Annotated in this window: 23 protein-coding genes and 1 tRNA gene; 7 read left to right on the plus strand and 17 right to left on the minus strand. The window is 39.2% G+C overall.

The features are described 5' to 3' along the window. Positions 1 to 42: 42 nt before the first annotated feature. Both AC6UD0_RS04320 and AC6UD0_RS04325 read left to right on the plus strand, forming a co-directional pair. The gene (locus tag AC6UD0_RS04320; RefSeq protein WP_500694307.1) at positions 43 to 813 is read left to right on the plus strand and encodes an exodeoxyribonuclease III; all 771 of its coding nucleotides are present in this window, start codon (positions 43 to 45) and stop codon (positions 811 to 813) included. 14 nt (positions 814 to 827) lie between these two features. Continuing rightward, positions 828 to 1,361, plus strand: coding sequence for a 3'-5' exonuclease (locus AC6UD0_RS04325; RefSeq protein WP_500694306.1), 534 nt, complete (start codon positions 828 to 830; stop codon positions 1,359 to 1,361). Between the two features lie 20 nt (positions 1,362 to 1,381). Here the strand turns inward: AC6UD0_RS04325 and AC6UD0_RS04330 are convergent, their stop codons facing one another. The 12 genes from AC6UD0_RS04330 to gap form a co-directional block, all read right to left on the minus strand. Beyond that, positions 1,382 to 1,870 carry a GNAT family N-acetyltransferase gene (locus tag AC6UD0_RS04330; protein ID WP_500708229.1) on the minus strand — a complete coding sequence of 163 codons (489 nt, stop codon included), beginning with the start codon at positions 1,868 to 1,870 and terminating at the stop codon, positions 1,382 to 1,384. Beyond that, the gene (tsaE, locus tag AC6UD0_RS04335) at positions 1,860 to 2,336 is read right to left on the minus strand and encodes a tRNA (adenosine(37)-N6)-threonylcarbamoyltransferase complex ATPase subunit type 1 TsaE (RefSeq protein WP_500708230.1); all 477 of its coding nucleotides are present in this window, start codon (positions 2,334 to 2,336) and stop codon (positions 1,860 to 1,862) included. Before tsaE ends, AC6UD0_RS04330 begins: the two co-directional genes overlap by 11 nt. A gap of 15 nt (positions 2,337 to 2,351) precedes the next feature. After that, positions 2,352 to 3,326 (minus strand): phosphate acetyltransferase, encoded by a 975-nt coding sequence (gene pta, locus AC6UD0_RS04340; RefSeq protein WP_500708231.1) that lies wholly within the window; start codon positions 3,324 to 3,326, stop codon positions 2,352 to 2,354. Positions 3,327 to 3,328: 2 nt separating this feature from the next. Further along, the gene (locus tag AC6UD0_RS04345; protein ID WP_500694302.1) at positions 3,329 to 4,030 is read right to left on the minus strand and encodes a uracil-DNA glycosylase; all 702 of its coding nucleotides are present in this window, start codon (positions 4,028 to 4,030) and stop codon (positions 3,329 to 3,331) included. A gap of 82 nt (positions 4,031 to 4,112) precedes the next feature. Then, entirely contained in the window at positions 4,113 to 4,586 is a 474-nt protein-coding gene (gene smpB / locus AC6UD0_RS04350) for an SsrA-binding protein SmpB (RefSeq protein ID WP_500696020.1), read from the minus strand. Positions 4,587 to 4,597: 11 nt separating this feature from the next. Then, the gene (rnr, locus tag AC6UD0_RS04355; RefSeq protein ID WP_500708233.1) at positions 4,598 to 6,937 is read right to left on the minus strand and encodes a ribonuclease R; all 2,340 of its coding nucleotides are present in this window, start codon (positions 6,935 to 6,937) and stop codon (positions 4,598 to 4,600) included. Between the two features lie 116 nt (positions 6,938 to 7,053). After that, the gene (gene secG / locus AC6UD0_RS04360) at positions 7,054 to 7,290 is read right to left on the minus strand and encodes a preprotein translocase subunit SecG (RefSeq protein ID WP_500694299.1); all 237 of its coding nucleotides are present in this window, start codon (positions 7,288 to 7,290) and stop codon (positions 7,054 to 7,056) included. 86 nt (positions 7,291 to 7,376) lie between these two features. Continuing rightward, on the minus strand, positions 7,377 to 8,336 hold the full coding sequence (locus tag AC6UD0_RS04365) for an LPXTG cell wall anchor domain-containing protein (protein ID WP_500708234.1): 960 nt from the start codon (positions 8,334 to 8,336) through the stop codon (positions 7,377 to 7,379). Between the two features lie 102 nt (positions 8,337 to 8,438). Next, entirely contained in the window at positions 8,439 to 9,758 is a 1,320-nt protein-coding gene (gene eno, locus AC6UD0_RS04370; RefSeq protein ID WP_500708236.1) for a phosphopyruvate hydratase, read from the minus strand. 86 nt (positions 9,759 to 9,844) lie between these two features. Next, positions 9,845 to 10,612, minus strand: coding sequence for a triose-phosphate isomerase (gene tpiA / locus AC6UD0_RS04375; protein WP_500694419.1), 768 nt, complete (start codon positions 10,610 to 10,612; stop codon positions 9,845 to 9,847). Positions 10,613 to 10,725: 113 nt separating this feature from the next. Further along, a complete protein-coding gene (locus tag AC6UD0_RS04380; protein ID WP_500694296.1) occupies positions 10,726 to 11,943 on the minus strand; it encodes a phosphoglycerate kinase in 1,218 nt (405 codons plus the stop codon). Positions 11,944 to 12,032: 89 nt separating this feature from the next. Next, positions 12,033 to 13,037 carry a type I glyceraldehyde-3-phosphate dehydrogenase gene (gap, locus tag AC6UD0_RS04385; protein WP_500696018.1) on the minus strand — a complete coding sequence of 335 codons (1,005 nt, stop codon included), beginning with the start codon at positions 13,035 to 13,037 and terminating at the stop codon, positions 12,033 to 12,035. Positions 13,038 to 13,273: 236 nt separating this feature from the next. Here gap and AC6UD0_RS04390 point away from each other — a divergent pair. From AC6UD0_RS04390 to clpP, 4 genes are all read left to right on the plus strand, one after another. Beyond that, a tRNA-Arg gene (locus tag AC6UD0_RS04390) sits at positions 13,274 to 13,345 on the plus strand. 96 nt (positions 13,346 to 13,441) lie between these two features. Beyond that, a complete protein-coding gene (locus AC6UD0_RS04395) occupies positions 13,442 to 14,098 on the plus strand; it encodes a helix-turn-helix domain-containing protein (RefSeq protein WP_500708238.1) in 657 nt (218 codons plus the stop codon). 201 nt (positions 14,099 to 14,299) lie between these two features. After that, positions 14,300 to 16,216 (plus strand): asparagine synthase (glutamine-hydrolyzing), encoded by a 1,917-nt coding sequence (gene asnB / locus AC6UD0_RS04400; RefSeq protein ID WP_500708240.1) that lies wholly within the window; start codon positions 14,300 to 14,302, stop codon positions 16,214 to 16,216. A 98-nt stretch (positions 16,217 to 16,314) separates the two neighbouring features. After that, on the plus strand, positions 16,315 to 16,908 hold the full coding sequence (gene clpP / locus AC6UD0_RS04405; RefSeq protein ID WP_500694292.1) for an ATP-dependent Clp endopeptidase proteolytic subunit ClpP: 594 nt from the start codon (positions 16,315 to 16,317) through the stop codon (positions 16,906 to 16,908). A gap of 67 nt (positions 16,909 to 16,975) precedes the next feature. Here clpP and whiA read toward each other — a convergent pair whose 3' ends face one another. The 4 genes from whiA to AC6UD0_RS04425 form a co-directional block, all read right to left on the minus strand. Further along, positions 16,976 to 17,911: a DNA-binding protein WhiA gene (gene whiA, locus AC6UD0_RS04410; RefSeq protein ID WP_500708242.1), complete on the minus strand. Its 936-nt coding sequence runs from the start codon at positions 17,909 to 17,911 to the stop codon at positions 16,976 to 16,978. Between the two features lie 11 nt (positions 17,912 to 17,922). Beyond that, positions 17,923 to 18,930, minus strand: a complete 1,008-nt coding sequence (gene mgfK, locus AC6UD0_RS04415; protein ID WP_500699770.1) for a gluconeogenesis morphogenetic factor MgfK — start codon at positions 18,928 to 18,930, stop codon at positions 17,923 to 17,925. Beyond that, positions 18,931 to 19,812 carry an RNase adapter RapZ gene (gene rapZ / locus AC6UD0_RS04420; protein ID WP_500694289.1) on the minus strand — a complete coding sequence of 294 codons (882 nt, stop codon included), beginning with the start codon at positions 19,810 to 19,812 and terminating at the stop codon, positions 18,931 to 18,933. It lies immediately after the preceding gene. 93 nt (positions 19,813 to 19,905) lie between these two features. Beyond that, a complete protein-coding gene (locus AC6UD0_RS04425) occupies positions 19,906 to 21,249 on the minus strand; it encodes a glutamate--cysteine ligase (protein ID WP_500696014.1) in 1,344 nt (447 codons plus the stop codon). A 240-nt stretch (positions 21,250 to 21,489) separates the two neighbouring features. Here AC6UD0_RS04425 and AC6UD0_RS04430 point away from each other — a divergent pair, with 240 nt between their 5' ends. Continuing rightward, complete coding sequence (locus AC6UD0_RS04430; RefSeq protein ID WP_500708244.1) at positions 21,490 to 22,542, plus strand: lactonase family protein; 1,053 nt, start codon at positions 21,490 to 21,492, stop codon at positions 22,540 to 22,542. Between the two features lie 286 nt (positions 22,543 to 22,828). Here AC6UD0_RS04430 and AC6UD0_RS04435 read toward each other — a convergent pair. Next, on the minus strand, positions 22,829 to 22,969 hold a 141-nt coding region (locus tag AC6UD0_RS04435), incomplete at its 5' end, for an LPXTG cell wall anchor domain-containing protein (RefSeq protein ID WP_500696109.1).

The following is a 22,969-nucleotide window of genomic DNA, read 5'->3' on the forward strand; positions in this document are numbered from 1 at the left end:
CACTTCTGATCGTGCTATACTGGCATTAAAGGAGGGGATACAATGAATTTTATCTCATGGAACGTAAATGGTTTACGTTCAGCAGTTAAAAAGAATTTTTACGAATTTTTTAATGAAACTGATGCTGACTTTTTTAATGTTCAAGAAACTCGAGTTCACGAAAATGATATTGCTTTAGAAGTACCAGGTGACTATTACCAGTACTGGGACTCAGCAGAACGCCCCGGCTACTCAGGCGTAACTACTTTCACAAAGCATAAAGCTGATAACGTGTTTTATGGTGTTGATGGAAGCGATACTGACACCGAGGGCCGTTGTTTGACACTCGAATATCCTGACTTTTATTTAATTAATACCTACGTACCCAATTCAGGCGAAGAGCTGCAAAGACTCGACTACCGTCTTGATTGGGACCAAAAATTTATTACCTTTGTAAGTAAACTTGCTGAAAGAAAGCCGGTCGTGATTGGCGGCGATATGAGCGTTGCATATCAACCTATTGACATTGATGACCCAGAAGAAGATCACCACAAGGCTGGATACACCCAACAGGAACGTGACGATTTTGGTCGATTATTAGCTTCTGGATTTGTAGATACCTTTAGAGCACTTCACCCTTACCAAAGTGGTGCCTATACTTGGTGGAGTTACCGTTACGACGAGCGAGCCCAAAATCGTGGTTGGAGAATGGATTATTTCTTGGTTTCTAACTCAATTCAAGATGACGTTGCCGAGTCAAACATTCTTGGTGAGGTAACCGGTTCAGATCATGCTCCGATCCAATTAATTACTGATGGACTTAAGATTGATTAGAGGAGAATTGTTAAATGAATTTTGCGGCAATTGACTTTGAAACTGCTGCGGGTCAACGAGCCAGTGCTTGTTCGGTCGCATTAACGGTAGTAAGAAATAACGAAGTCGTTGATGAGTTTTACTCATTAATTAACCCCGAATGTGAGTTTAACTGGCGCAATATCAATGTTCATGGTATTCATGAAAAAGATGTAATTGACTCACCAACATTTCCAGAGGTGTGGGATCAAATTAGCCCCCTCTTTGATAGAAATAAGCTGGTGATTGCCCACAACAATAATTTTGATAATAGTGTATTAAAAAAGAGTCTTGAAAGATATGGTTTATCAAAACCACACTATCAGACTCTTGATACCGTTAAAACTTCCAAAAAGTTTTACCCTGGATTTGTTAACCATAAGTTGAACACGGTTAGTGAGAACTTAGGGATCGAATTAAAACACCATCATAATGCGTTAGATGACAGCTTAGCGTGTGCTAACATCTTAATTTATGAATACCAGCAGTTTGGCAAAAACGCCGTTAAACCATTCGTTAAGTTAATATAAAAAGACTGAGAAAAAAATTCTCAGTCTTTTTTTACGTTCATTTTCATTTCAATTACATGATCGTCTTGATCTGTAGTGATAAATCCTAATTTTTTGTACAATCGAAACGCTCCTAAATTGGACTTTAAGACCGTCAATCGCAATTCATTAAGGTGACTAAAAGTGCCTACCCAGTCAATGGCTTCCTGAATCAGATTGGTCCCAAGTCCAATGTCCTGATAATCAGCTAAAACGGCGACACCAAGTTCCCCAGCAGTCTCGTCAACCTGACTAACGCTCAAGACTCCAATTAATTTCGTCCCAGCAACTGCCACTAAAATGATGTTAGTCCCAGTGGCATTCACGGCGTCAATGGCCTTCGCCTCAGTCTTAGCGGTCAATTGATCGATCTGAACATCGGTTGTAAAGTTACTGGATTCTTGACTTAATTGTTTCATTAATTCGATTAACGCTTCCGCATCGTCCGATTTAGCAGCACGAATCGTAATTTCTTCATTATCACTTGCCAAACGTTAAGTCTCCTGACTTTAAAATCGAATCAAAATGCTGTCCCTTAGCAGTCATTTCAATTGTCCGATCGTTATCCCCCAGATCATCATTTCTAGTAAATCTGATTCTCAAATACTGGTCGGGAAGTTCGTCCTCCGCAAATTTGGACCATTCAACGACACTGACTCCATCACCGTTAAAATATTCATTCAGACCTAATTCGTCGGCTCCTCCCTCTTCAAGACGATAAACGTCCATGTGATAAAGGGGCAACCGTCCATTTTTGTATTCCCGAATAATGGTAAAAGTCGGACTTTTGATGTTTCGCTTAATTCCGAGACCTTTCCCAAGTCCCTTTGTGAAGGTGGTTTTTCCCGCACCAAGGTCGCCATCGAGTAAAATAACGTCTCCAGCTTTTAAATTCGGGGCGAGTTCTTCGCCTAATTTTTCGGTTTGATCGGGACTATCAACCTTAAACTTAATCAATTCAATCGCCTCAAATTAAAGTGCTTGAGTAGCCGTGATAATGGCTACCTTGTAAACATCTTCAGCATTGCATCCCCTCGATAAATCAGAAACTGGTTGATTCAATCCCTGAAGAATTGGCCCAATGGCTTCAAATCCACCTAAACGCTGGGCAATCTTGTAACCAATGTTTCCTGACTGAAGCTCTGGAAAGACAAAAACGGTTGCCTGACCAGCAACGTTTGAACCCGGTGCCTTACTCTTTGCAACCGCGGGAACAACCGCAGCATCAAATTGGAGTTCCCCATCAATTGGAGTATCTGGATCTAACTTTTGGGCAATCTTGGTTGCACTTTGAACTTTATCGACTTCTGGTCCCTTAGCTGAACCCTTGGTTGAAAAACTAAGTAAGGCAACTCTGGGATCGATATCAAACAACCGGGCGGTATGTGCACTTTCAACGGCAACTTCACCAAGTTGTTGATCATCAAGTTCAATGTTAATGGCACAATCTGCAAACAAGTAACGTGTGTCACCCTTTTGCATGACAAAAGCACCACTAATCAACTTCACACCTGGTTTAGTTTTAATAATCTGAAGTGCTGGACGAACCGTATCACCAGTTGGGTGAGCTGCACCGGACACCATTCCGTCAACGGTTCCCATGTATACCATCATCGTGCCAAAATAATTCGGATCTTTCAACCATTGCTGAGCTGTTTTTTCATCCGTTTTGCCATTACGCCGTGCAACAAGTGATCTAACCATCTCGTTGAACGTGTCAGAATCAACGTTTTGGATATCAATGATGGTAATTCCGTCTAAATCATTTCCGTTTTCTTTAGCAACTTGTTTGATTTTTTGGGGATCACCCAATAACGTTGGTTCAACCAAATTATCTTTTTTAAGCCGACTAGTTGCTTCAATAATTCTTGGATCTTCCCCTTCAGGGAATACTAACTTAATGTTTTTATCGTTAATCTTTGCTTTCAAACTATCAAAAAGGTCCATAATTAACTCTCCTTATTAGTGGCAGTGACGTGTTCCGGTAATTTCCAGTTAATCGGCGTCTCACCCATGGCTTTTAGTGCTTCATTCGTCTTTGAAAACGGTTTTGAGCCAAAAAAGCCTCGATTCGCAGAAAGGGGACTTGGATGAGCCGACTGAATCACAATATTAGCGTCAGTATTAATCAACTTAATCTTATCCCTAGCGGCCCTTCCCCATAGGATGAAGACAACCGGTTCAGGACGCTTTGACAATTGTTCAATAGCATAATCAGTGAGTCTTTCCCATCCTTTGCCACGATGAGAAAAAGCCACTCCATCTTGAACGGTCAAAACGGAGTTTAATAACAATACCCCTTGTTCAGCCCAACTTTTTAGATAACCGTGATTAACTGGTTTAATGCCCAAATCACTTTGTAATTCCTTATAAATATTCTTTAAAGATGGTGGAACAGCTACGCCTGGCATTACCGAAAAGCTAAGACCATTAGCTTGATTAGGACCATGATATGGATCTTGTCCCAGAATAACGACTTTCACCTTACTAAAGGGAGTCCACTCAAATGCCTGAAAAATATGGTGCATTTCTGGATAAATCGTCTTGTTATTATACTCTTCAACCAAAAAACGCCTTAACTTTTGATAATATGGTTTCTCAAATTCTGGTTCCAAAATCGGCCACCAGTCGTTATGAATAAACGGTTTCACTATTAACACCTCCAATTTATTCTACCATAAAATGTGAATTTTTAGGCAAGCAAAAAGAGAGTGCTATTGCACTCTCTTTTAATTAATAATGTTTCATAACGCGATCAATTTGCCGTTGGGTATCACGTTGCTTTATGGTTTCACGTTTATCATATTCACGCTTCCCCTTAGCAACCCCAATCAGCACCTTAGCGTAGCCATGTCTTAAATAAACTTTTAAGGGAACAATGGTAATTCCCTTAGTCAAAGTCGCTTCACCAAGTTTTTTGATCTCTTTTTTATGCAACAACAACTTTCGATTACGCAATGGATCATGATTAAACTGGTTTCCTTGCGCATACTCACTGATGTGGACATTCATCAAATAAGCTTGTCCGTTTCTCACCTGCACGAATCCGTCCTTTAGATTCATACGGCGTTCTCTAACTGATTTAATCTCAGTTCCCGTTAGTGAGATGCCAGCTTCATAAGTATCAGAAATAAAGTAATCATGTCGGGCCTTTCGGTTAGTTGCCATTACGTTCTTTTCAGTTGGTTGATGCTTTTTTCTAGCCATGTTCCCATCCCCTATTTTTTGCGACTATTAGATGGTTTGGTTCTGATTTTAAACGAATGACCTTTTTTACCGTTCTTTCTACGATCTTGATTCTTATAACTCTGACGACGATTTTTCCCATCAGAATGTTTGCCACTGTGATGGTGCTTATCATTTTTATGTCCCTGTTTTGGGAGAAGTTCACTCAATGGAGCATCTTCTGGTTTAACGATCTCAAAGTCAACGGTCATCTGATCAACGTCGGCCGCAACACATTTAACCCGTAACGTTTGTCCAATCTTATAAGTTCTTCTGGTATTTCTACCAACAAGCGCCAAGTACTTTTCAACGTACTCATAGTAATCATCATTCATCTTGCTGATATGAATAAGACCTTCAACGGTGTTTGGAAGTTCAACGAACATTCCGAACTTCATCACTGAAGATACAACTGCATCGTATTCCTCACCAATATGTTGAGTCATGTACTCAGCCTTCATCATCGAATCAACGTCTCTTTCGGTGTCAACACCGCGACGCTCAGTTTCTGAACAGTGAACCGCAACTTCTCCAACCTGGTCAGCATAGGTTTGCTTGGTAACATCATTAATCCCATTATCTTCATAATAATGAACTAAACGATGGACAAACAAATCAGGATAACGTCGAATTGGTGAAGTGAAATGGGTGTAGTATTTGGCACCTAATCCAAAGTGTCCCACACACTTATCACTATATTTGGCCTGTTGTAAACTTCTAAGCATCATTACTGATACCATTGTTTCTTCAGGAAGTCCGTGTACTTTACTTAAAATGTTCTGTAAAGTCTTGGGAGTTAAATGATCGGGGTCAGCTTTTACTTCAATTCCAAAGGCAGTTAGGAATTCAAAGAAGTCCTTAACTCGCGTTGGATCTGGCGTCTCATGGACACGATAAATGAACGGAACTTTAAGTCGATAGTAAGTTTCAGCAACAGTTTCGTTTGCAGCCAACATGAATGATTCAATCATTCGTTCGGCTAAACCTCTCGTTCTAAGTTTAATATCAACGGGTTTACCTTCTTTGTTCATGATGATTTCTGCTTCGTCATCATCAAAGTCGATCGCCCCACGACGCTTTCTTTGCTTGTATAAAATTCGGTGTAACTCAGCCATGGTTTCAAACATTGGTACTAAATCATGGTATTCTTCTCTCGTTTTCTTATCATGTGATTCAAGAATATTATTGACAGCTGTATATGTCATTCGAGCTTTCGACTTCATAACACTCGGATGAATCCGCTTTTTGACAACTTTCCCTTGGGGATTAATTTCCATATCACAGCTTAAACATAACCGTAATTGTCCCTCGTTTAACGAACAAATCCCGTTTGATAGACGGCGAGGCAGCATTGGAATAACTCGGTCGGTTAAATAAACTGAGGTTCCACGTTTATACGCCTCACGATCAAGTAGTGTTCCTTGTTTAACGTAGTGACTAACGTCAGCGATGTGGACCCCTAAATGATAATTGCCATTTGGTAACTTCCATGCCGTGACGGCATCATCCAAATCTTTGGATGATTCTCCATCAATGGTAACTAACGTCTGATCGGTAATATCTTCTCGTCCTTTGGTTTCCTCAGGCAAAACATGGTCCGGAATAGCATCTGCTTCTTCTAGAACATCTTCTGGAAATTGGGAAGGAACATCATGAGCATAGACAACCTGTAAAATATCAATTCCAGGGTCATCAACACTTCCAATTACTTGTTTCACAATTCCAACCATGTAATCTGGATGCTCGTTACTTGGATATTCCGTAATATCAGCAGTAACCACTTCTCCTGGAGTAGGATGAAGACCAGCATCTACCACGTAGAACTTGAATCCTGCTAATTTTTTGTCTTTTAAAACAACCTGACCAAGATAACCATGATCATCATCAGTCTTACGAAATTCACCAACCACATGAGTGTAATGATGTTCTAAAATACTAACCACTTTAGCTTGTGGTCCCCGATCAGAATCTTTTTCACCGGGTTTAGTAATCTGAATCTCAACCTTGTCCAGGTTCATCGCATGCATCGTTTCATCAGGTGCGATAAAGGCATCAGGTAATTCATCATCATATCTAACAAAGCCAAATCCCTTTGGATTAGAGTGGAAAATCCCCTCTAGCTTCAACTCACTGGGATTAACCTTAAAATCACCATTTTCAGTAACCACAACGGCACGGTCTCGTTCCAGTGAAGCGAGCTCTGAAACGATTAATTTGAAAGCTGATGATCCATGATAATTCAAATCATCAGCTAATTTTTCGACACTATAACTTTGATCAGGATGTGATTGTAACTCCTGCTCAATTTCATTTTTTAACTTATTATCTTGCAATATATTTTCCTCTACAATCCAATTGACTTATACGTCAATTATAAATCTCATTCTTTAATAAACGCTAGTAATCCGCTTTAAATGCAAAAACCCCCTGTTTAACAGGAGGTTTTTTATTAATGTGATGAAATCCACATTAGAATTAATGCGATACCAAAGAAAAAGATTCCTAGTACCACAGTCACTTTTTGCATAAATGCCTCAAAGCCCCTCGGCTTGGACTCAGAGGAAGAATCGTTTGCACCACCAGAGAGTGATGACATTGCATCATTATTTTTAGAAGGTTGCATTAAAACTGCACCAATAATGAGAATACTAACGATCCATAATAATATCATCAAAAGATTATTCAAAAAAATGCCTCCTACCCATCAGCTAAACAGGCTTATCAATACTTTAATTAGTTTAGCATAAACCAGGAGTTATTTCCAGTCCATCATTATTTCTCAGTTCGATTGGTCCTAATAAACAAAATCGAACTGAACAGCAAAATTACCATTCCAATCAGTGAAAGAAGTTCGCTGGTGCGTTCCCCGGTTTGAGGTAACCTTTTAGTAGGTTGGCGATTCGTATGGGTTCTGTTTACCCCATGTTTACTTCTCCTCACGTGAACCGTTGCCATTGGATCGTGGTTCGCATCTAGGTGCATAGCGTGATGAGTGAAATTACGTCGATTATACTTGCTCATTCCGTTTTCATTTGGCATTTGAACAGGACGACGCCCAGATCTTTTTTTACCACGTAACAACACTGGATTCATCCCATTTTCAAGTATCTTCTTCGTGGGTTCATGCTGATCTTTCTGCTCCTTACTACTCTGACTGATACGTTTTACCATTGGCTCATTGTGATTCCCAACTATTTTTTTCTCTGGGGCGATTCTACCTGATTCATGAGGTCGGTTATCTGGCAGAGGCAGATCTTGAGAATGAGCGGTCTTTTTAGTCGGTTCATCCGGTACGATTGGTTTACGATTATCAGCCGGTTGAACCGGACGATCGTGCTTATGATCATTAGATGGAACTACTCCATCAGAATCTGGATGATCGTTACTTGGAATTGGTTTAATCGGAATATGGGGTGCCGGAATCGGCAAATCTTCGTCTTTATTGTAGTTAAAAACGACCACGTCACTTCCCACATAGATTGGCGGAATACTTTTATCTAAATGAAATCCAGGAATTAGTGGCGCCTTGATATCAGCTCGATTTTTGACGTTCACTCTGGCAATGTCAAAGGCATACGATGAATCCTTTTTTCCATCTTTATTTACCCAATGTTTATGAGCGGTAATGGTGTACTCGCTTGCCCTCACATTTGGCGTAAAAATCCTAAGTGATAACCCAACTGTAATCGCAATTAATGCTAAAAATAATGAAAATTGTTTTGTAATATTCATTTTTCTCCTCCTCTTTCTGTGATTAAATACGAGGAAGGTTTACGAACTCACGAAATTTATGTATAAAAAAACACCTTCATAACGAAGGTGTTTTTAAATCAATTATTTTTTGATGATTGCTTCTTTAGCTTCTGGGCTCAAGTTGTAGAATGAGTTAATTCCCTTGTACACAGCAACTGATCCTAATTGATCTTCAATTCTCATCAATTGATTGTACTTAGCAATTCTTTCACCACGACTCATTGAACCAGTCTTGATTTGGCCAGTGTTTAAAGCAACAACTAAGTCTGAAATAGTGGTATCTTCAGTTTCACCAGAACGGTGAGAAATAATTGCAGTGTAACTAGCTTCCTTAGCCATGTTAACGGCATTAACAGTTTCAGTTAAAGTACCGATTTGGTTAAGCTTAATCAAGATTGAGTTAGCAACGTTCATCTTGATACCCTTTGATAAGTACTCAGTGTTAGTAACGAACAAATCATCACCAACGATTTGAACTTTCTTACTTAAGCGCTTAGTAGCCATTTGCCAATCTTCCCATTCGTTTTCATCTAGTGGGTCTTCGATTGAAATGATTGGGTATTTTTCAACGATGCTGTCAAGCAAAGTGATGAATTCATCAGCATTGTATGATTTACCGTCACCAACCAAGTTGTACTTCTTAGTGTCGGCATTGTAGAATTCTGAAGCGGCACAGTCAAAGGCAATTGAAATGTCCTTACCTGGCTTGTATCCAGCACGCTTGATTGCTTCAACTAAGATTTCAAATGGCTCTTCGTTATTCTTCAAATCAGGTGCAAATCCACCTTCATCACCAACAGCAGTTGAGTATCCACGTTCTGCTAAGATTGCTTTCAAGTTATGGAATGTTTCTGATCCCATTCGAACAGCTTCTCTAAATGATTTTGCACCAATTGGCATAATCATGAATTCTTGGAAATCAACCTTGTTGTTAGCATGCTTACCACCATTGATAACGTTCATCATTGGAGTTGGAAGAACATGTGCATCGAAACCACCTAAGTAGTTATATAATGGAACGCCAAGTTCATCAGCTGCAGCTCTAGCAGCAGCAATTGAAACGGCTAAGATTGCGTTAGCACCTAACTTAGCCTTGTTTGGAGTGCCATCAAGTTTGATCATAGCTTGGTCAATACCTAATTGATCAGTTACATCGAAACCAACGATTTGTTTGGCAATAATGTTATTAACGTTGCTAACAGCTTTAGTAACACCCTTACCCATATATCTATTTTTGTCTCCGTCACGAAGTTCTACGGCTTCGTGTTCACCAGTTGAGGCACCAGATGGGACGATTCCACGGCCCATTGCACCGTCTTCTGTGTAAACTTCAGCTTCAACAGTTGGATTTCCACGTGAATCCAATACTTCGCGAGCATAAATATCAGAAATAATTGACATGTTATCTCTCCTTAGTGAATTTGTTACCTATATTTAAAGGTCAACTTAATTCTATTAGTTTAGGCTTTAACTTGCAATCATAATAACTAATTATTTTGCAAATCTTGGTAATTCGCAAGCTCCAAAAATTCCTTTGGTTCAAGACTACTTTTACCGGCTAAAATCCCGTCAATATCAATTTGTTTCATAAGCGAGATGATGTTATTTGGGTCCACACTTCCACCATATAAGATTCGAATCTGGTTAGCAATATCATCCGAATAAATGTCAGCTAAAGTTTGTCTGATTAGGTAACATCCCTCTTCCGCTTCGGTAGTTGAAGCACTATGACCGGTCCCGATTGCCCAACTTGGTTCATAGGCAATAACGACCTTTAAAGCATCTTTTTCGGAAACACCCTTTAAACCAGCGGTAACCTGGTTAACTACCCAGTGGATTCGATCACCAGTCTCAAGTCGTCCCATCGTTTCATCACAACATAATATCGGCTTCATATTGTTATTTAAAACCGCATGAACCTTCTTATTAATGATGTCATTAGTCTCGTTAAAGTAACGACGTCTTTCAGAATGACCAACGATCACGTACGGGATTCCCATCTGACTGAGAGCTTTAGGACTAACTTCTCCAGTATAAGCACCCTCATTTTTGTAAAAGCAATTTTCAGCTGTTACGTGCAATGGACTCGATCCGTTGGCTTTAAGCATTGATTCAAGAAATAACGGTGAAGCTGCAAGAGCTGTTTCAACGTTTTTAGGATCTGGTATTTTATCTTTGATATCAATCACAAATTGAACTGCTTCATCTAAAGACAAGTTCATTTTCCAGTTCCCACCAATAAAGGGAATACGCATGATACTTCTCCTCTCATAATTCATCTTTACCTACATTTTAGCCGAAAGAGAAGCAATAAGCTAGAAAATTGATACAAACAAAAAAGTCACCGATTAAATCGGTGACTTTTAAATTACTTTTTATCAGAAATTGATGCAATCCCTGGAAGAGTCTTACCTTCAAGATATTCAAGCGAAGCTCCCCCACCAGTTGAGATATGGGTAAGCTTATCAGCTACACCCAATTCCTTAACAGCAGCAGTTGAGTCTCCACCACCAACGATGGTAGTAGCATCAGTTAATGTACCCAAGAATTTACCAATTGCCAAGGTTCCCTTAGCAAACTTAGGAAATTCAAAGACACCCATTGGTCCGTTCCAAACAACGGTCTTGGCGTCCTTTAAAACGTCTTCGAATAATTTAATACTCTTAGGACCAATGTCAAGACCCATCATGCCGTCTGGAATTCCACCATCAACGACTTCAGCCTTTGCATCATTTGAAAACTTGTCGGCTACCACTGAGTCAACAGGTAAGACGATCTTGTCGCCACCTTTTTTGAGGATATCTTTAGCAACATCAATCTTATCTTTTTCAACAAGTGAATTACCAACTGGGATTCCCTTAGCGGCATAGAATGTATAGGTCATTCCACCACCGATAATAATCTTATCAGCCTTGTCCAACAAGTGATCGATCACACCAATTTTGTCGGAAACTTTAGCACCACCAAGAATTGCGATAAATGGATGCTTTGGATTATCAACAGCGTTACCTAAAAACTTAATTTCTTTTTCCATCAAGTATCCGGCAGCAACTGGCTTACCAGCCTTTTCCATTGCTTTAGCGATCCCAACGTTTGAAGCGTGTTCTCTATGAGCAGTCCCAAACGCATCATTAATGAATTCATCACCAAGTGAAGCCCAGTATTCCCCTAACTTAGGGTCATTACCAGATTCACGTTTAACATTTTTACCATTAACAACATCTTCATAACGAGTATTTTGTACCAAAAGGACTTGGCCGTCAGACATGTTGTCAATTGCCTCTTCAAGCTGCGGACCTTCAGTAACAGGAACAAATGTAACTGGTTTGCCAAGCAATTCAGCTAATTTTTCTGCAACTGGGCGAAGTGATAAACCGGGTTTATCATCTTCTGTTTTAATTCTGCCTAAATGAGAGAATAAGATTGCTTTACCACCATGATCAATTACGTACTTGATTGTTGGAAGAGCAGCAACGATCCTGTTGTCATCACCAATTTTACCGTCCTTAATTGGAACGTTAAAATCAACACGCATCAGAACTTTTTTACCTTGAACATCTAAATCATCAACGATTACTTTTGCCATCGTGATTGCCTCCAGTGTTAGTTATATTTTATAAAGGAAAAGACGGAAGAGATTTCCCTCCTCCGCCTTTTCAAAGTTGCAATCTAAAATTATAGAGTAGCAAATTTCAACAAGGTACGAACCATGTTGCAAGTGAAGCCCCATTCGTTATCGTACCAAGCAACAGTTTTAACTAATTGAGTGTCACCACTTTGGGTGATTTCAGTTTGACCTGGATCAAATACTGATCCGTGTGAGTCATCGATAACGTCGGTTGAAACCATGTAGTCATCAGCGTAACCAAAGGCATCGTTTGCATGACTCTTCATAGCATCGTTAACTTCTTCAGCAGTAACGTTCTTGTCTAAGACAGCTACTAACTCAGTTAATGAACCATCAGCTACGGCAACACGTTGTGCGTGACCTTTAAGGACACCATCAAGTTCTGGAATAACCAAACCGATAGCTTTAGCAGCACCACTTGAGTGAGGTACAGTGTTAATAGCTGCGGCACGGTTGTTTTGTAACTTAGCGCTACGTGGACCATCTTGAAGTGCTTGTGAAGCAGTGTAAGCATGGACAGTAGTCATAGTACCTAACTTAACGCCAAAGTCTTTGTTCAACCAGTAAGCCATAGGTGCTAAACAACTAGTGGTACATGAACCAGCAGAAACAATCTTGTCTTCTGAAGTCAAATCATCCATGTTAACACCAGGAACAACAGTAGTCATTTGACCAGCAGGTGCTGAAATCAAGACACGCTTTGCACCAGCGTCAAGATGAGCTTGTGCCTTTTCTTTTGATGTGTAGAAACCGGTACATTCAAGTACGAAGTCAACACCATCATTTTTAACCCAAGGAATGTTCTTTGCGTCACGTTCTGCATAAACTGGGATACGAGTACCATTAACGATAATTGCATCTTCAGTAGCTGAAACGTCACCGTCAAAGCGACCATGAACTGAGTCATATTTTAGTAGGTAAGCTAACATTGAAGGGGTAGTTAAATCATTAATTGCTACAACTTCGATATCACTTGAATTCAATTCAAGGATACGTCTGAATGCTAGACGACCAATTCTTCCGAAACCATTAAGACCAATTTTTGTAGTCATAATATGCTTCCTCCTTTTGGAATAATCAAATTTTAATACATTCACATCTTAACACTTTTGCCAAATCATGTCAGTGATTAAAAACACCAAATGACAAGCTACAAGCGATAAAATTGTGACAATGAATTCGAAATTCATTACCAGAAATAGTATAGCAAAAACAAACCCCATTTGTAATTAAAAACCATTATTATCTTGAGTTTTTTCCTCTAATCTACTATATTTAATATTGTGTTGCGCGTGTAGTGTAATGGATAGCACGTAAGATTCCGGTTCTTGAGATGACGGTTCGATTCCGTCCATGCGCATAAAGCAGTGAGAGAGTCTCGCTCACTGCTTTTAATTTCTTTCAATTGACCATTACCGTTATAATAGAGGTTAAGTCGAACTGTAGGAACTTATATATGAAATTAAACGCAAACCTTAAAAAGTATCGAAAACAAAATCAATTAACTCAAGCAGAAGTTGCCAATAAAATTAACGTTTCAAGAAAAACCATTTCAGCGTGGGAAAATGGTAGAAGTAAACCTGATCAAAATGCGATAAGCAACCTTGCTACCCTTTATCAAGTTCCAGTCAGTAACCTGACCGGTCACAACCCTGAAAATAACCACAAACCAAAATTAAGTTTTAGACAAAAGATGATCCGTATAAAACGGTATGGTTATATCTCAAAGTATGCTTACTTTTTTGAGCTGGTCTTACTCGTAATTGGGATAATATTATTTATTTTGCCCTTTAATTTACGTGACCTTTGGTTAATCCCCCTCTTCGTGATTGACATTTGCATCATTATTCTCTATGAGAAGAACTGGAAAACCATTACACAAGACAAACCTTTAATGAAAAAGGTCGAGATTTTATCTCCGATATTATGGGTAGTAACCTTTATAATTGGTTGTGTTATCAATCTTGATGCCATGCTTAGTCATGATTTAATGATGAAAGTCGGAACCATTATTGGTATAATTATGTTTTCATTTACATTAAGTATTGGCTTGATTCTTGGAATCTTGTTTCCGTTAAAGCGGATGACGGTTAAGCGTTCGTCTAAAAATTAATTAGACAGTTCCGGCTAACAAGGGCTGTTCTGTAAGCAATGTAACCCATAATGTAACCGTTAAATAGACAAATTTATTAATATTTTATTGAGACTAGCCATACATAGCTAGCCTTTTGTGTGCGAACAACTTAAGATAGTTAATGGAGTTTGGTTAGCAGACATAATCAATTTAATAAGCAATTGAAAAGGAGAGGATACTATGTGTGGATTTACTGGTTATATTAACCAAAATAATATCCCGAAGGATACTATCAAAAGCATGGCTAAAAGAATTAAACACCGTGGACCAGATGATGATGGTTTCTTCCAAAATGATGAAATCTCAATGGGTTTTCGTCGTTTATCAATCATTGACTTAGCCAATGGTCATCAACCAATGTTTGGTGATAATGATACCGACGTTTTAACCTTTAATGGTGAGATTTATAATTATAAAGATTTACAAAAAGAATTAATTGCAGTAGGTCAAAAATTTGATACTGACTGTGATTCAGAAGTTTTAATTCGCGGATACGAAGCATGGGGTCCGAAAAAATTACTTTCAAAGCTTCGCGGAATGTTTGCATTTACAATCTACGATTCAAAGAAACACCAAGTCTTCGGAGCTCGAGACCACTTTGGTATCAAACCACTCTACTACTATGATGATGGAACGAACTTCATGTGGGGATCCGAAATCAAAGCCTTTTTGGCAAACCCTAATTTTAAAAAGGAACTGAATACCAAATTATTACCAGTTCACTTAAGTTTTGAATTCATCCCATCATCAGAAACAATGTTTAAAAACGTTTATAAGGTGATGCCAGGACAGTATTTCATCTATAAAGATAGTAAAACTACCACTGACACATACTACAAGTACAACTACGATCACATTGATAATTCGCAAACCATTGATGGGGACGCTAAAAAGATCGAAGGATTAGTTGATGACAGTGTTAAGGCACACATGGCGTCTGACGTTCCTTTGGGTAGTTTTCTCTCAAGCGGTGTCGATTCCAGTTATGTGCTCAATGAAGCCGCTAAGATTAAACCCATGCAATCATTTTCACTTGGGTTTAACGGTTCTAAGTACAGTGAATTAAAATGGTCAACTAAGTTTGCAAAAGAAATTGGACAAAAGAACACGGCCACCACAATTGATGGTGAGGATTACTTCGATTTCCTTCCTACTATGATGTACTACATGGACGAACCATTGTCTAATCCTTCTGCTCCACAACTTTACTACCTGTCACATAGTGCTAGAAAAGACCTAATTGTTTCATTATCCGGTGAAGGTGCTGATGAATTCTTTGGCGGATACAATACGTACCTTGAAGCTTTTACCTTTGAGAAGTACCAAAAGATGGTACCAAAGTTTGTTAGAACCGCTCTCGGTAAAATCGCCTCATCACTCCCACGTTTTCACGGTCGTCGTTTCTTAATCCGTGGTGCTCAACCGTTGTATGAACGATACTATCGGGTTAACTACGTGTTTGACGAACACGATCGTGAGCGCGTCTTAAAAGATAAATCACTTAACTTCGATACTGGTCAGTACACTAAGCATATCTTTGATGAAGTGGCTGGCAAGGACGAAGTAACGCAGGAACAGTACTTTGACATTAACACCTGGTTACCCTTTGATATCCTGCAAAAAGCTGACCGGATGAGCATGGCTAACAGTCTTGAAGTTCGAACTCCACTAGTTGACAAAGACGTAGCAGAATTCGCCAAAACCATGCCAACTAAGACCCGAATTTCATTTGATAAAGACGGCAATCCAATCACTAAAGTGGCCTTTCGAAAAGCGGCTTCCTCGCAAGTACCAAAGGTTGTTGCCGACAAAGAAAAACTAGGTTTCCCATCCCCAATCGCACAATGGATCAAAGAACCCAAATACCATGATAAAATCGAAACAGCATTTCATTCCGATATTGCCCAAAAGTTCTTTAATGTGGACGAATTAGACCACATCCTGAAAGAACACATGGAAGGTAAATCCAGCATGCAAAAGATCTTCACCATCTACACTTTCATTCTTTGGTATGGTGTTTACTTCCCAGAAGACACCAAGATGAACTACAATAAAGAAGTTGATTTACACAAATACTCACGTGAATCAATTGCATAATTATCATCAAGCAAAGTTTTTGACCTTTATTGACCTTTAATGTAGAATGATTTCTATAACTTGATATAATTTGAAATTATCAAAGGAGGAGTATGGATATGAATTTAGTTCCAACTGTCATCGAAAACTCACCACAAGGTGAACGTGCATATGACATTTACTCACGTCTTCTAAAAGACCGAATCATTATGTTATCCGGTGAAATCCAGGATGATATGGCTAACGCAATTATTGCTCAACTATTGTTCTTGGATGCTCAAGACTCTGACAAAGATATCTACTTGTACATCAACTCACCAGGTGGTGTTATCACTTCTGGAATGGCAATTTACGATACGATGAACTTCATCCACGCCGATGTTCAAACCATCGTAATGGGGATGGCAGCATCAATGGCCAGTGTCTTGGCTTCGTCTGGTGCCAAAGGGAAGCGCTTTGCATTGCCACATGCTCAAATCATGATTCACCAACCATCTGGTGGTGCTCAAGGTCAACAAACTGAAATTGAAATCGCCGCAAAAGAAATTTTGCGTGCTCGTAAGATGATTAATGAATTACTTGCCGAAAATTCCGGCCAACCCCTTGAAAGAGTTAACCGTGATACTGAACGAGACAATTATCTTACCGCTGACGAAGCAGTCGATTACGGTTTGATTGATGGTATCATGAAAAACAGTTCTGACAAAAAATAATTAGTTTCTGTTTATAACAAAAGCAGCAATTAGAATAATTCTAATTGCTGCTTTTTTGTTCGTTTCATTAGGCATTATCGGAACGTAATTGAGTTGCAAACTCATTAATCTTGCGTAACCGATGATTCACGCCGGACTTAGAAATCGGTCCTCCTGGAACCAAATCACCTAACTCCTTTAAACTCACTTCTTGATGTTTCATGCGAACCTCGGCAACGTCTCGAAGCTTTGGCGGCAACTTTTTCAGCCCCACAGTGTCCTTTATAAACTGAATGTTTTCAATTTGCTTAGTTGATGCGTTAGCTACCTTATTCATATTGGCATTTTCACAGTTTACCAGTCGGTTAACGGAATTCCGCATGTCTCTAACAATTCGAATGTCCTCGAATTTTAACATGGAATTAGTGGCCCCAATTAATTGCAGAAAATCCGCAATCTTTTCAGCTTCTTTCAGGTACGCAATACACCCACTTCGTCTCGTAGTCGTTTTAGCGCCCAAATGATAACGATTCATCATCTCCGCAATCATTTCGTTATGATTCTCATACGTTGAATAAATTTCAAGGTGATACCGAGATGTTTCTGGATTATTAACGGATCCCCCCGCTAGAAATGCACCACGTAAGTAAGAACGAACCTGCCCATCATCTTTAAGTAACTCTAATGGCACCCGTTCAATAATCTTGTTTCCATCCAAAATGCCCAAATCATCCAAAATTGCTCTTACATGATGATTCAAACGCACCACGTATAGATTATTCTTTTTCAATTTCATCTTTTTTCGAACCAGAACTTCCCCTTCAACGTGATAAAACTGTAGTAAAAGTTGATACAGTCGTCTAGCAATTGCTGGATTTTCGGACTGAACATCTAACACTAGGTGTTTTTCGGATATTTTAAGTGTTCCATTCATTCGAATCAATGCCATCAGTTCTGCTTTTGCGTTAGCTCGATGGACTTCTAGGTTAGTTAATTCTTTTTTGACGTCACTAGCATATGACATCTAATCATCCCCTAATGGCGAATTTTAGGTTGCCCTAATAAACGAATCAGTTCGTCGGACACTAGTAGTCCATTATGAAAAGCTCCGTGGTCTCTTAATTCAAGAAAATCAGAAGAGATTACCCGACAACCTTGTTTCTTTAAACCCTTAAAATCAGATTTCACTGGTTGAGCTTCATCACCCCAGCGTTGATGATCAATATAACTCGCTGGAACTTTTTTATTGTTAACCAAAACGGTATCGATAAAATTAGTTTTCAAATGACGATTTAAAACCCGGACATGATCAGCGTCAGTGAAATTATCGGTTTCACCCTTCTGAGTCATGATATTACAAATATAAACAACTTCCGCGTCGGTCTCAGTAACCGCTTTACCAACATTATCAACCATCAGGTTAGGTAAGATACTGGTAAACAAGCTTCCCGGTCCCAAAACAATTTGGTCAGCGTTCATGATCGCATTGATCACACTTGGAACTGCTTCTGGCTTCTTATTGCCATCAGTAGATTCAACCCACACTTTTTTAATCATTTTGTCAGAATTGGTAATTTCAGATTCTCCAGACATGGTCGTCCCGTCGGAAAACTCAGCGTGTAGTTCTAAACTTTCATCACACACCGGATACACATGCCCGTCGACCTTCATAATGTCGGTCAACTTTTGGATGGCATCAAAAAAGCCGCCGCTCATTTCAGAAAGCGCCGCAATTACTAAATTGCCAATGGCATGCCCAGCAAGAAACTTGTCGGAAGATTCAAAGCGATACTGAAAGATATCCAAATCAATCTGAGGCAACGTCGAAAGTGCCACTATAACATTGCGAATATCTCCCGGTGGCAAAACATTAATGTAGTTTCTAAGGATCCCTGATGACCCCCCATCATCAGCCACCGTGACAACAGCGGTAATATCAACATCACGCTTTTTCAAACTTTTTAAAATTACAGGTAAACCGGTTCCTCCTCCAATTACAACCATTTTAGGACGTCCGATTCTTTTACCTACTTTATCAATCATTTATTTAACCCCTTTGTGACGGTTAATGTCTCTATGGGTAACATTAACTGGATATCCAAGTTGATCCTTGATATCCTTAGCCAATCGTTCAACCATTGCAACCGAACGATGTTGACCGCCAGTACAACCGATTGCCATGGTGACAGTCGATTTTCCTTCTTTTTTAAATTTAGGTAACGTAAATTTAACGAGGTCAAAGACTTTTTCATAAAATTCATTAGCTTCATCTTGGTTCATAACGTAGTCATAAACATCTTGATCTTTTCCAGTCTTACTTCTTAACTTAACCACATAAAATGGATTCTTTAAAAAACGCACATCCAAAATAATGTCAGCATCGATTGGAAGCCCATATTTAAATCCAAATGACATTAATTCAACGTGAAATGGCTCTGAATGAGAGAGCTTAAACTTATGAATGATTTCCTCACGTAATTCCTGTGGGGTCAAATCACTTGTATTAATAACAAGATCAGCAGAGTCTTTGACCCTTTTCATTAATTTTCGTTCTTTTTCAATTCCATCAACTACCCGCCCTTTTCGTGCTAAGGGATGGGTTCTCCGGCTTTCTTTATATCGAGACACTAATTTTTCGTCAGAGGCATCGAGAAAAATCACCTGATCCTCAGTGTCTTTGTCGTTAGACATATTAACCAAGGTATCAACAATTTCGTGGTATGAGGCTGGAGCCCTTAAATCAATTACTAAAGCAACCTTCTTAATTTCACTAGAAGTGTGAACCAATTCCATGAACTTCGGAATTAAAGAAGGTGGGATATTATCAACGCAAAAGTATCCTAAATCTTCACATGTTTGCATGGCCAGTGTCTTACCTGCTCCACTCATGCCCGTGATAATCACAAATTGTTCGTTATCTGCCATTTTGATACCTCCAAACTCTTATAAGTATAACATACCGGGTGTGTCATTTATATAGTCTCAAGATGATTCAAAAAGAGAGTTAACGAATACTCATTAAACTCCCTTTTGTTTCTCAATGTATTGATTAACTGTATCTGGTTGAACCCCAGGAAAAGCATCCTCAAGGCTCTGATTTTCATACTCTTTTTTTAGTTGCCCACCGCGCTGAATTCCAAAATTCATTAATGAGCGATTCTCAGCATATTTCATTAGTTTTGCGGATGGTGTCAAGTTTGGATTATCAACCTTATTTCTAGCGGCCTCATTAGCTTGAACTAGCTCTGGTTTTAAATCATTAGGAGCATGTTCAATTAATTCATCAAGCTGATCCAAGACCCGATAAGTCTTACTCTGTAAAGATGGTGGTAACGGAGCAGTTGGATGTTGTAAAGCGACCCGATTATTTTGATCTTTTGCTTCATTTAAACTTTCGTCAGTCCATTTCTGAGGATTAACGATCCCGTCAACTATTATAAGATGGATGAAATTTAAAGTTTTTAAATTAATCTCTAAAAAGTCAAATGGATCAAGATCAAGGGTCCGAAGTTCAAGATAGTCGAATCCCTCTTCCTTAACAGAATTAATCCCATCTTTAGCCTTTAAACGCACCGGACCATAAAACTCGCTCTCGGAAAATAATTTGTGGGAATTAACCTCATGCTGCAAATTGTTTACGTATTGACTCAAACTAGCGTAAGAAACATGGATATTATCCAAGTTTTCGTATCCGTATTGACTGGAACGTAAAGAACGGACTGGGACAATCTTTTTTTCAGCACCGAATAAGTGATCTTCTGGATTTTCTGATAGCGGGCTGGCCCCAAAAAGGTACGTTAAAAGCCAACGATATCCTACCAATTGTTGAGCAATTTGAAACAACAGCTCTGACTGTGCCCTTTTCCGACTATCAATGGAATAATTTCGTTGAAAAATCTCAATAATTTGAGCACTGGGTGAATAGTTAAAATGAATGCCACACATGATTTGACGAAAAATTCCGTAGCGTCTCACGAGCCATTTGCGATAATCATCCATCCAAAAACGCTTAAACGTCTTTCTTACAAAATTAACATCATCTTCATCAAGTTTGGGTGGCATCGACATCGGCCAAATAATCTCACTTGGTTCTAGTGTTCCATGAAGAATAGACTGAAGTGATCGCATTTGTAGGAGCACTCCTTTGGTGGTCGTGTGTTTATCCGTAACTAATTCTTCCATACACTCAGCAAAGTCAGTCTGAAAGTGTGTTTTCCCTCGTCGATCACCTAGTTCACGTCTGTGAGCATAGCGAGAGAGACTGTCACGATTCAGATCAACCCGTTCCTCCTCGATCTCGATGCCAAACGAACCAGCAAAAAGTTCGTTTGGTGAGTTAACAAATTTTGCTTTGCTTCCCATTTTCATCCCTCCAAACCTGTTGATAATTTCACGAGTAGTTGATAGGTGAAATTTCCAATAGTTTACACCGCTCACGTGACACGTCAATAGGATTTACTAAACTAATTTCATTTCCGTCCCGATTACTACTTTTGACATTGATAAAATTTGGAATTTGAAGAAATAAAAACACATTTCGACTGCAAAAGAATCACTTTTGTGGCAAAATGTAACTGTATACATTAGGAGGGAATTGAGATCATGATTGAAAAATATTTAATTGGAACTTACACCATTAATGCTAGCCAGGGAATCTACCAAATCGAGTTAGATACCGACAAAAAAAGATTACAAAACACTCAATTAGTAGCCGAGATTGGGAGTCCTACATATCTTGCTGAGTCAAAAGCCCACAAGATCTACGCCGTTGATCGTAATATGGACGAACCAGAACTCCGTGGTGGAGTAGCAACTTTCGATGGTAAAACCATCCCAGCTAAAGAAATGCAGGAATGCATCGAAAAAGGTACTTCAGCCGCCTTTGTTTCCATTGACGAAAGACGCCAATTTGTCTTTACCGCCAACTACCACATGGGACACGCCAGCGTTTACAAAATCCAAGCAGATGGCACTTTAAAGCTTACCGATCGTGCCCAAGATAATGGAATTCCTGGGCCACTTCCTGAGCAGGCCGACGGACCACACCCTCATTATGCCAATCTAACTCCTGATAATCGACTGGTAGTGTGTGACCTTGGTCTTGACCGCGTCTACCTCTATGATGTTTCTGATCAAGGTAAATTAAACTTAGTCAGCGAAGTCAACGCTCACCCTGGCTTTGGACCACGAAACATTACTTTTGTTCCAGGAACTGGCAAGGGTTACCTTGTTGGTGAACTAAGCAGTAAAGTTGCTGTGATTGACTACAACGAAGAGGCTGGATTATTCACGATTCAACAAATTGTTTCAACCATTCCTGACGATTGGGAAAGTCACAACGGTGCTGCTGGAATCAAAGTTTCAAAGGACAACCGCTTTGTCTATGTCTCAAACCGTGGTAACGATTCAATTGCGGTCTTTAAGATTAAACCAAATGGTGATTTAAAACGAATTCAATTGATTTCAAGTGAAGGTGAATTCCCTCGCGACTTTAACTTTAGTGCCGATGAATCAATGTTTATCGTTGCTAACCAAAACAGTGACAATGCTACTCTTTACTCACGAGACGCCGATACCGGAAAATTAACTTTGATTCAAAAAGATTTCGAAGTTCCTGAAGGTACCTGTGTGGTTCGACGTGAAAACGTTGACTAATAATTTGTCATTAAAAAACATTTTATTAATTTATGAAGTGCTCTGTAATTTTTAGACATTAATAGGCTCCAAAATGGTTAGGTAAAAACTAACTGATTTGGAGCTTTTTATTATGACTAAATATTTTTTTAACATTAAAGCAAACATTTCAGGTAAGAAAAAAAGACTCACACAGATTAAATATCGGTATGAGTCCTTGAAAGTATGAATTTATAAAAAGGCTAACACCCAAAATGGATGTTAGCCTTTAAACTTATTAATCTCGCTTAATCTTTAAATCACAAACTTACTTGGTTTCTTTTCGGTCTTTAAACCATTTTCCTAAGCCAAAGAAGCTGAGAAGTGACAGCAGCATGGTTCCGATCAGGCTTAAGAAGCTATCAGAACTTTGACCAGTTTGTGGTAACGTCGTCTTCTTTTCAGACTT

It is taken from the genome of Fructilactobacillus sp. X7R9C1, assembly GCF_059901005.1.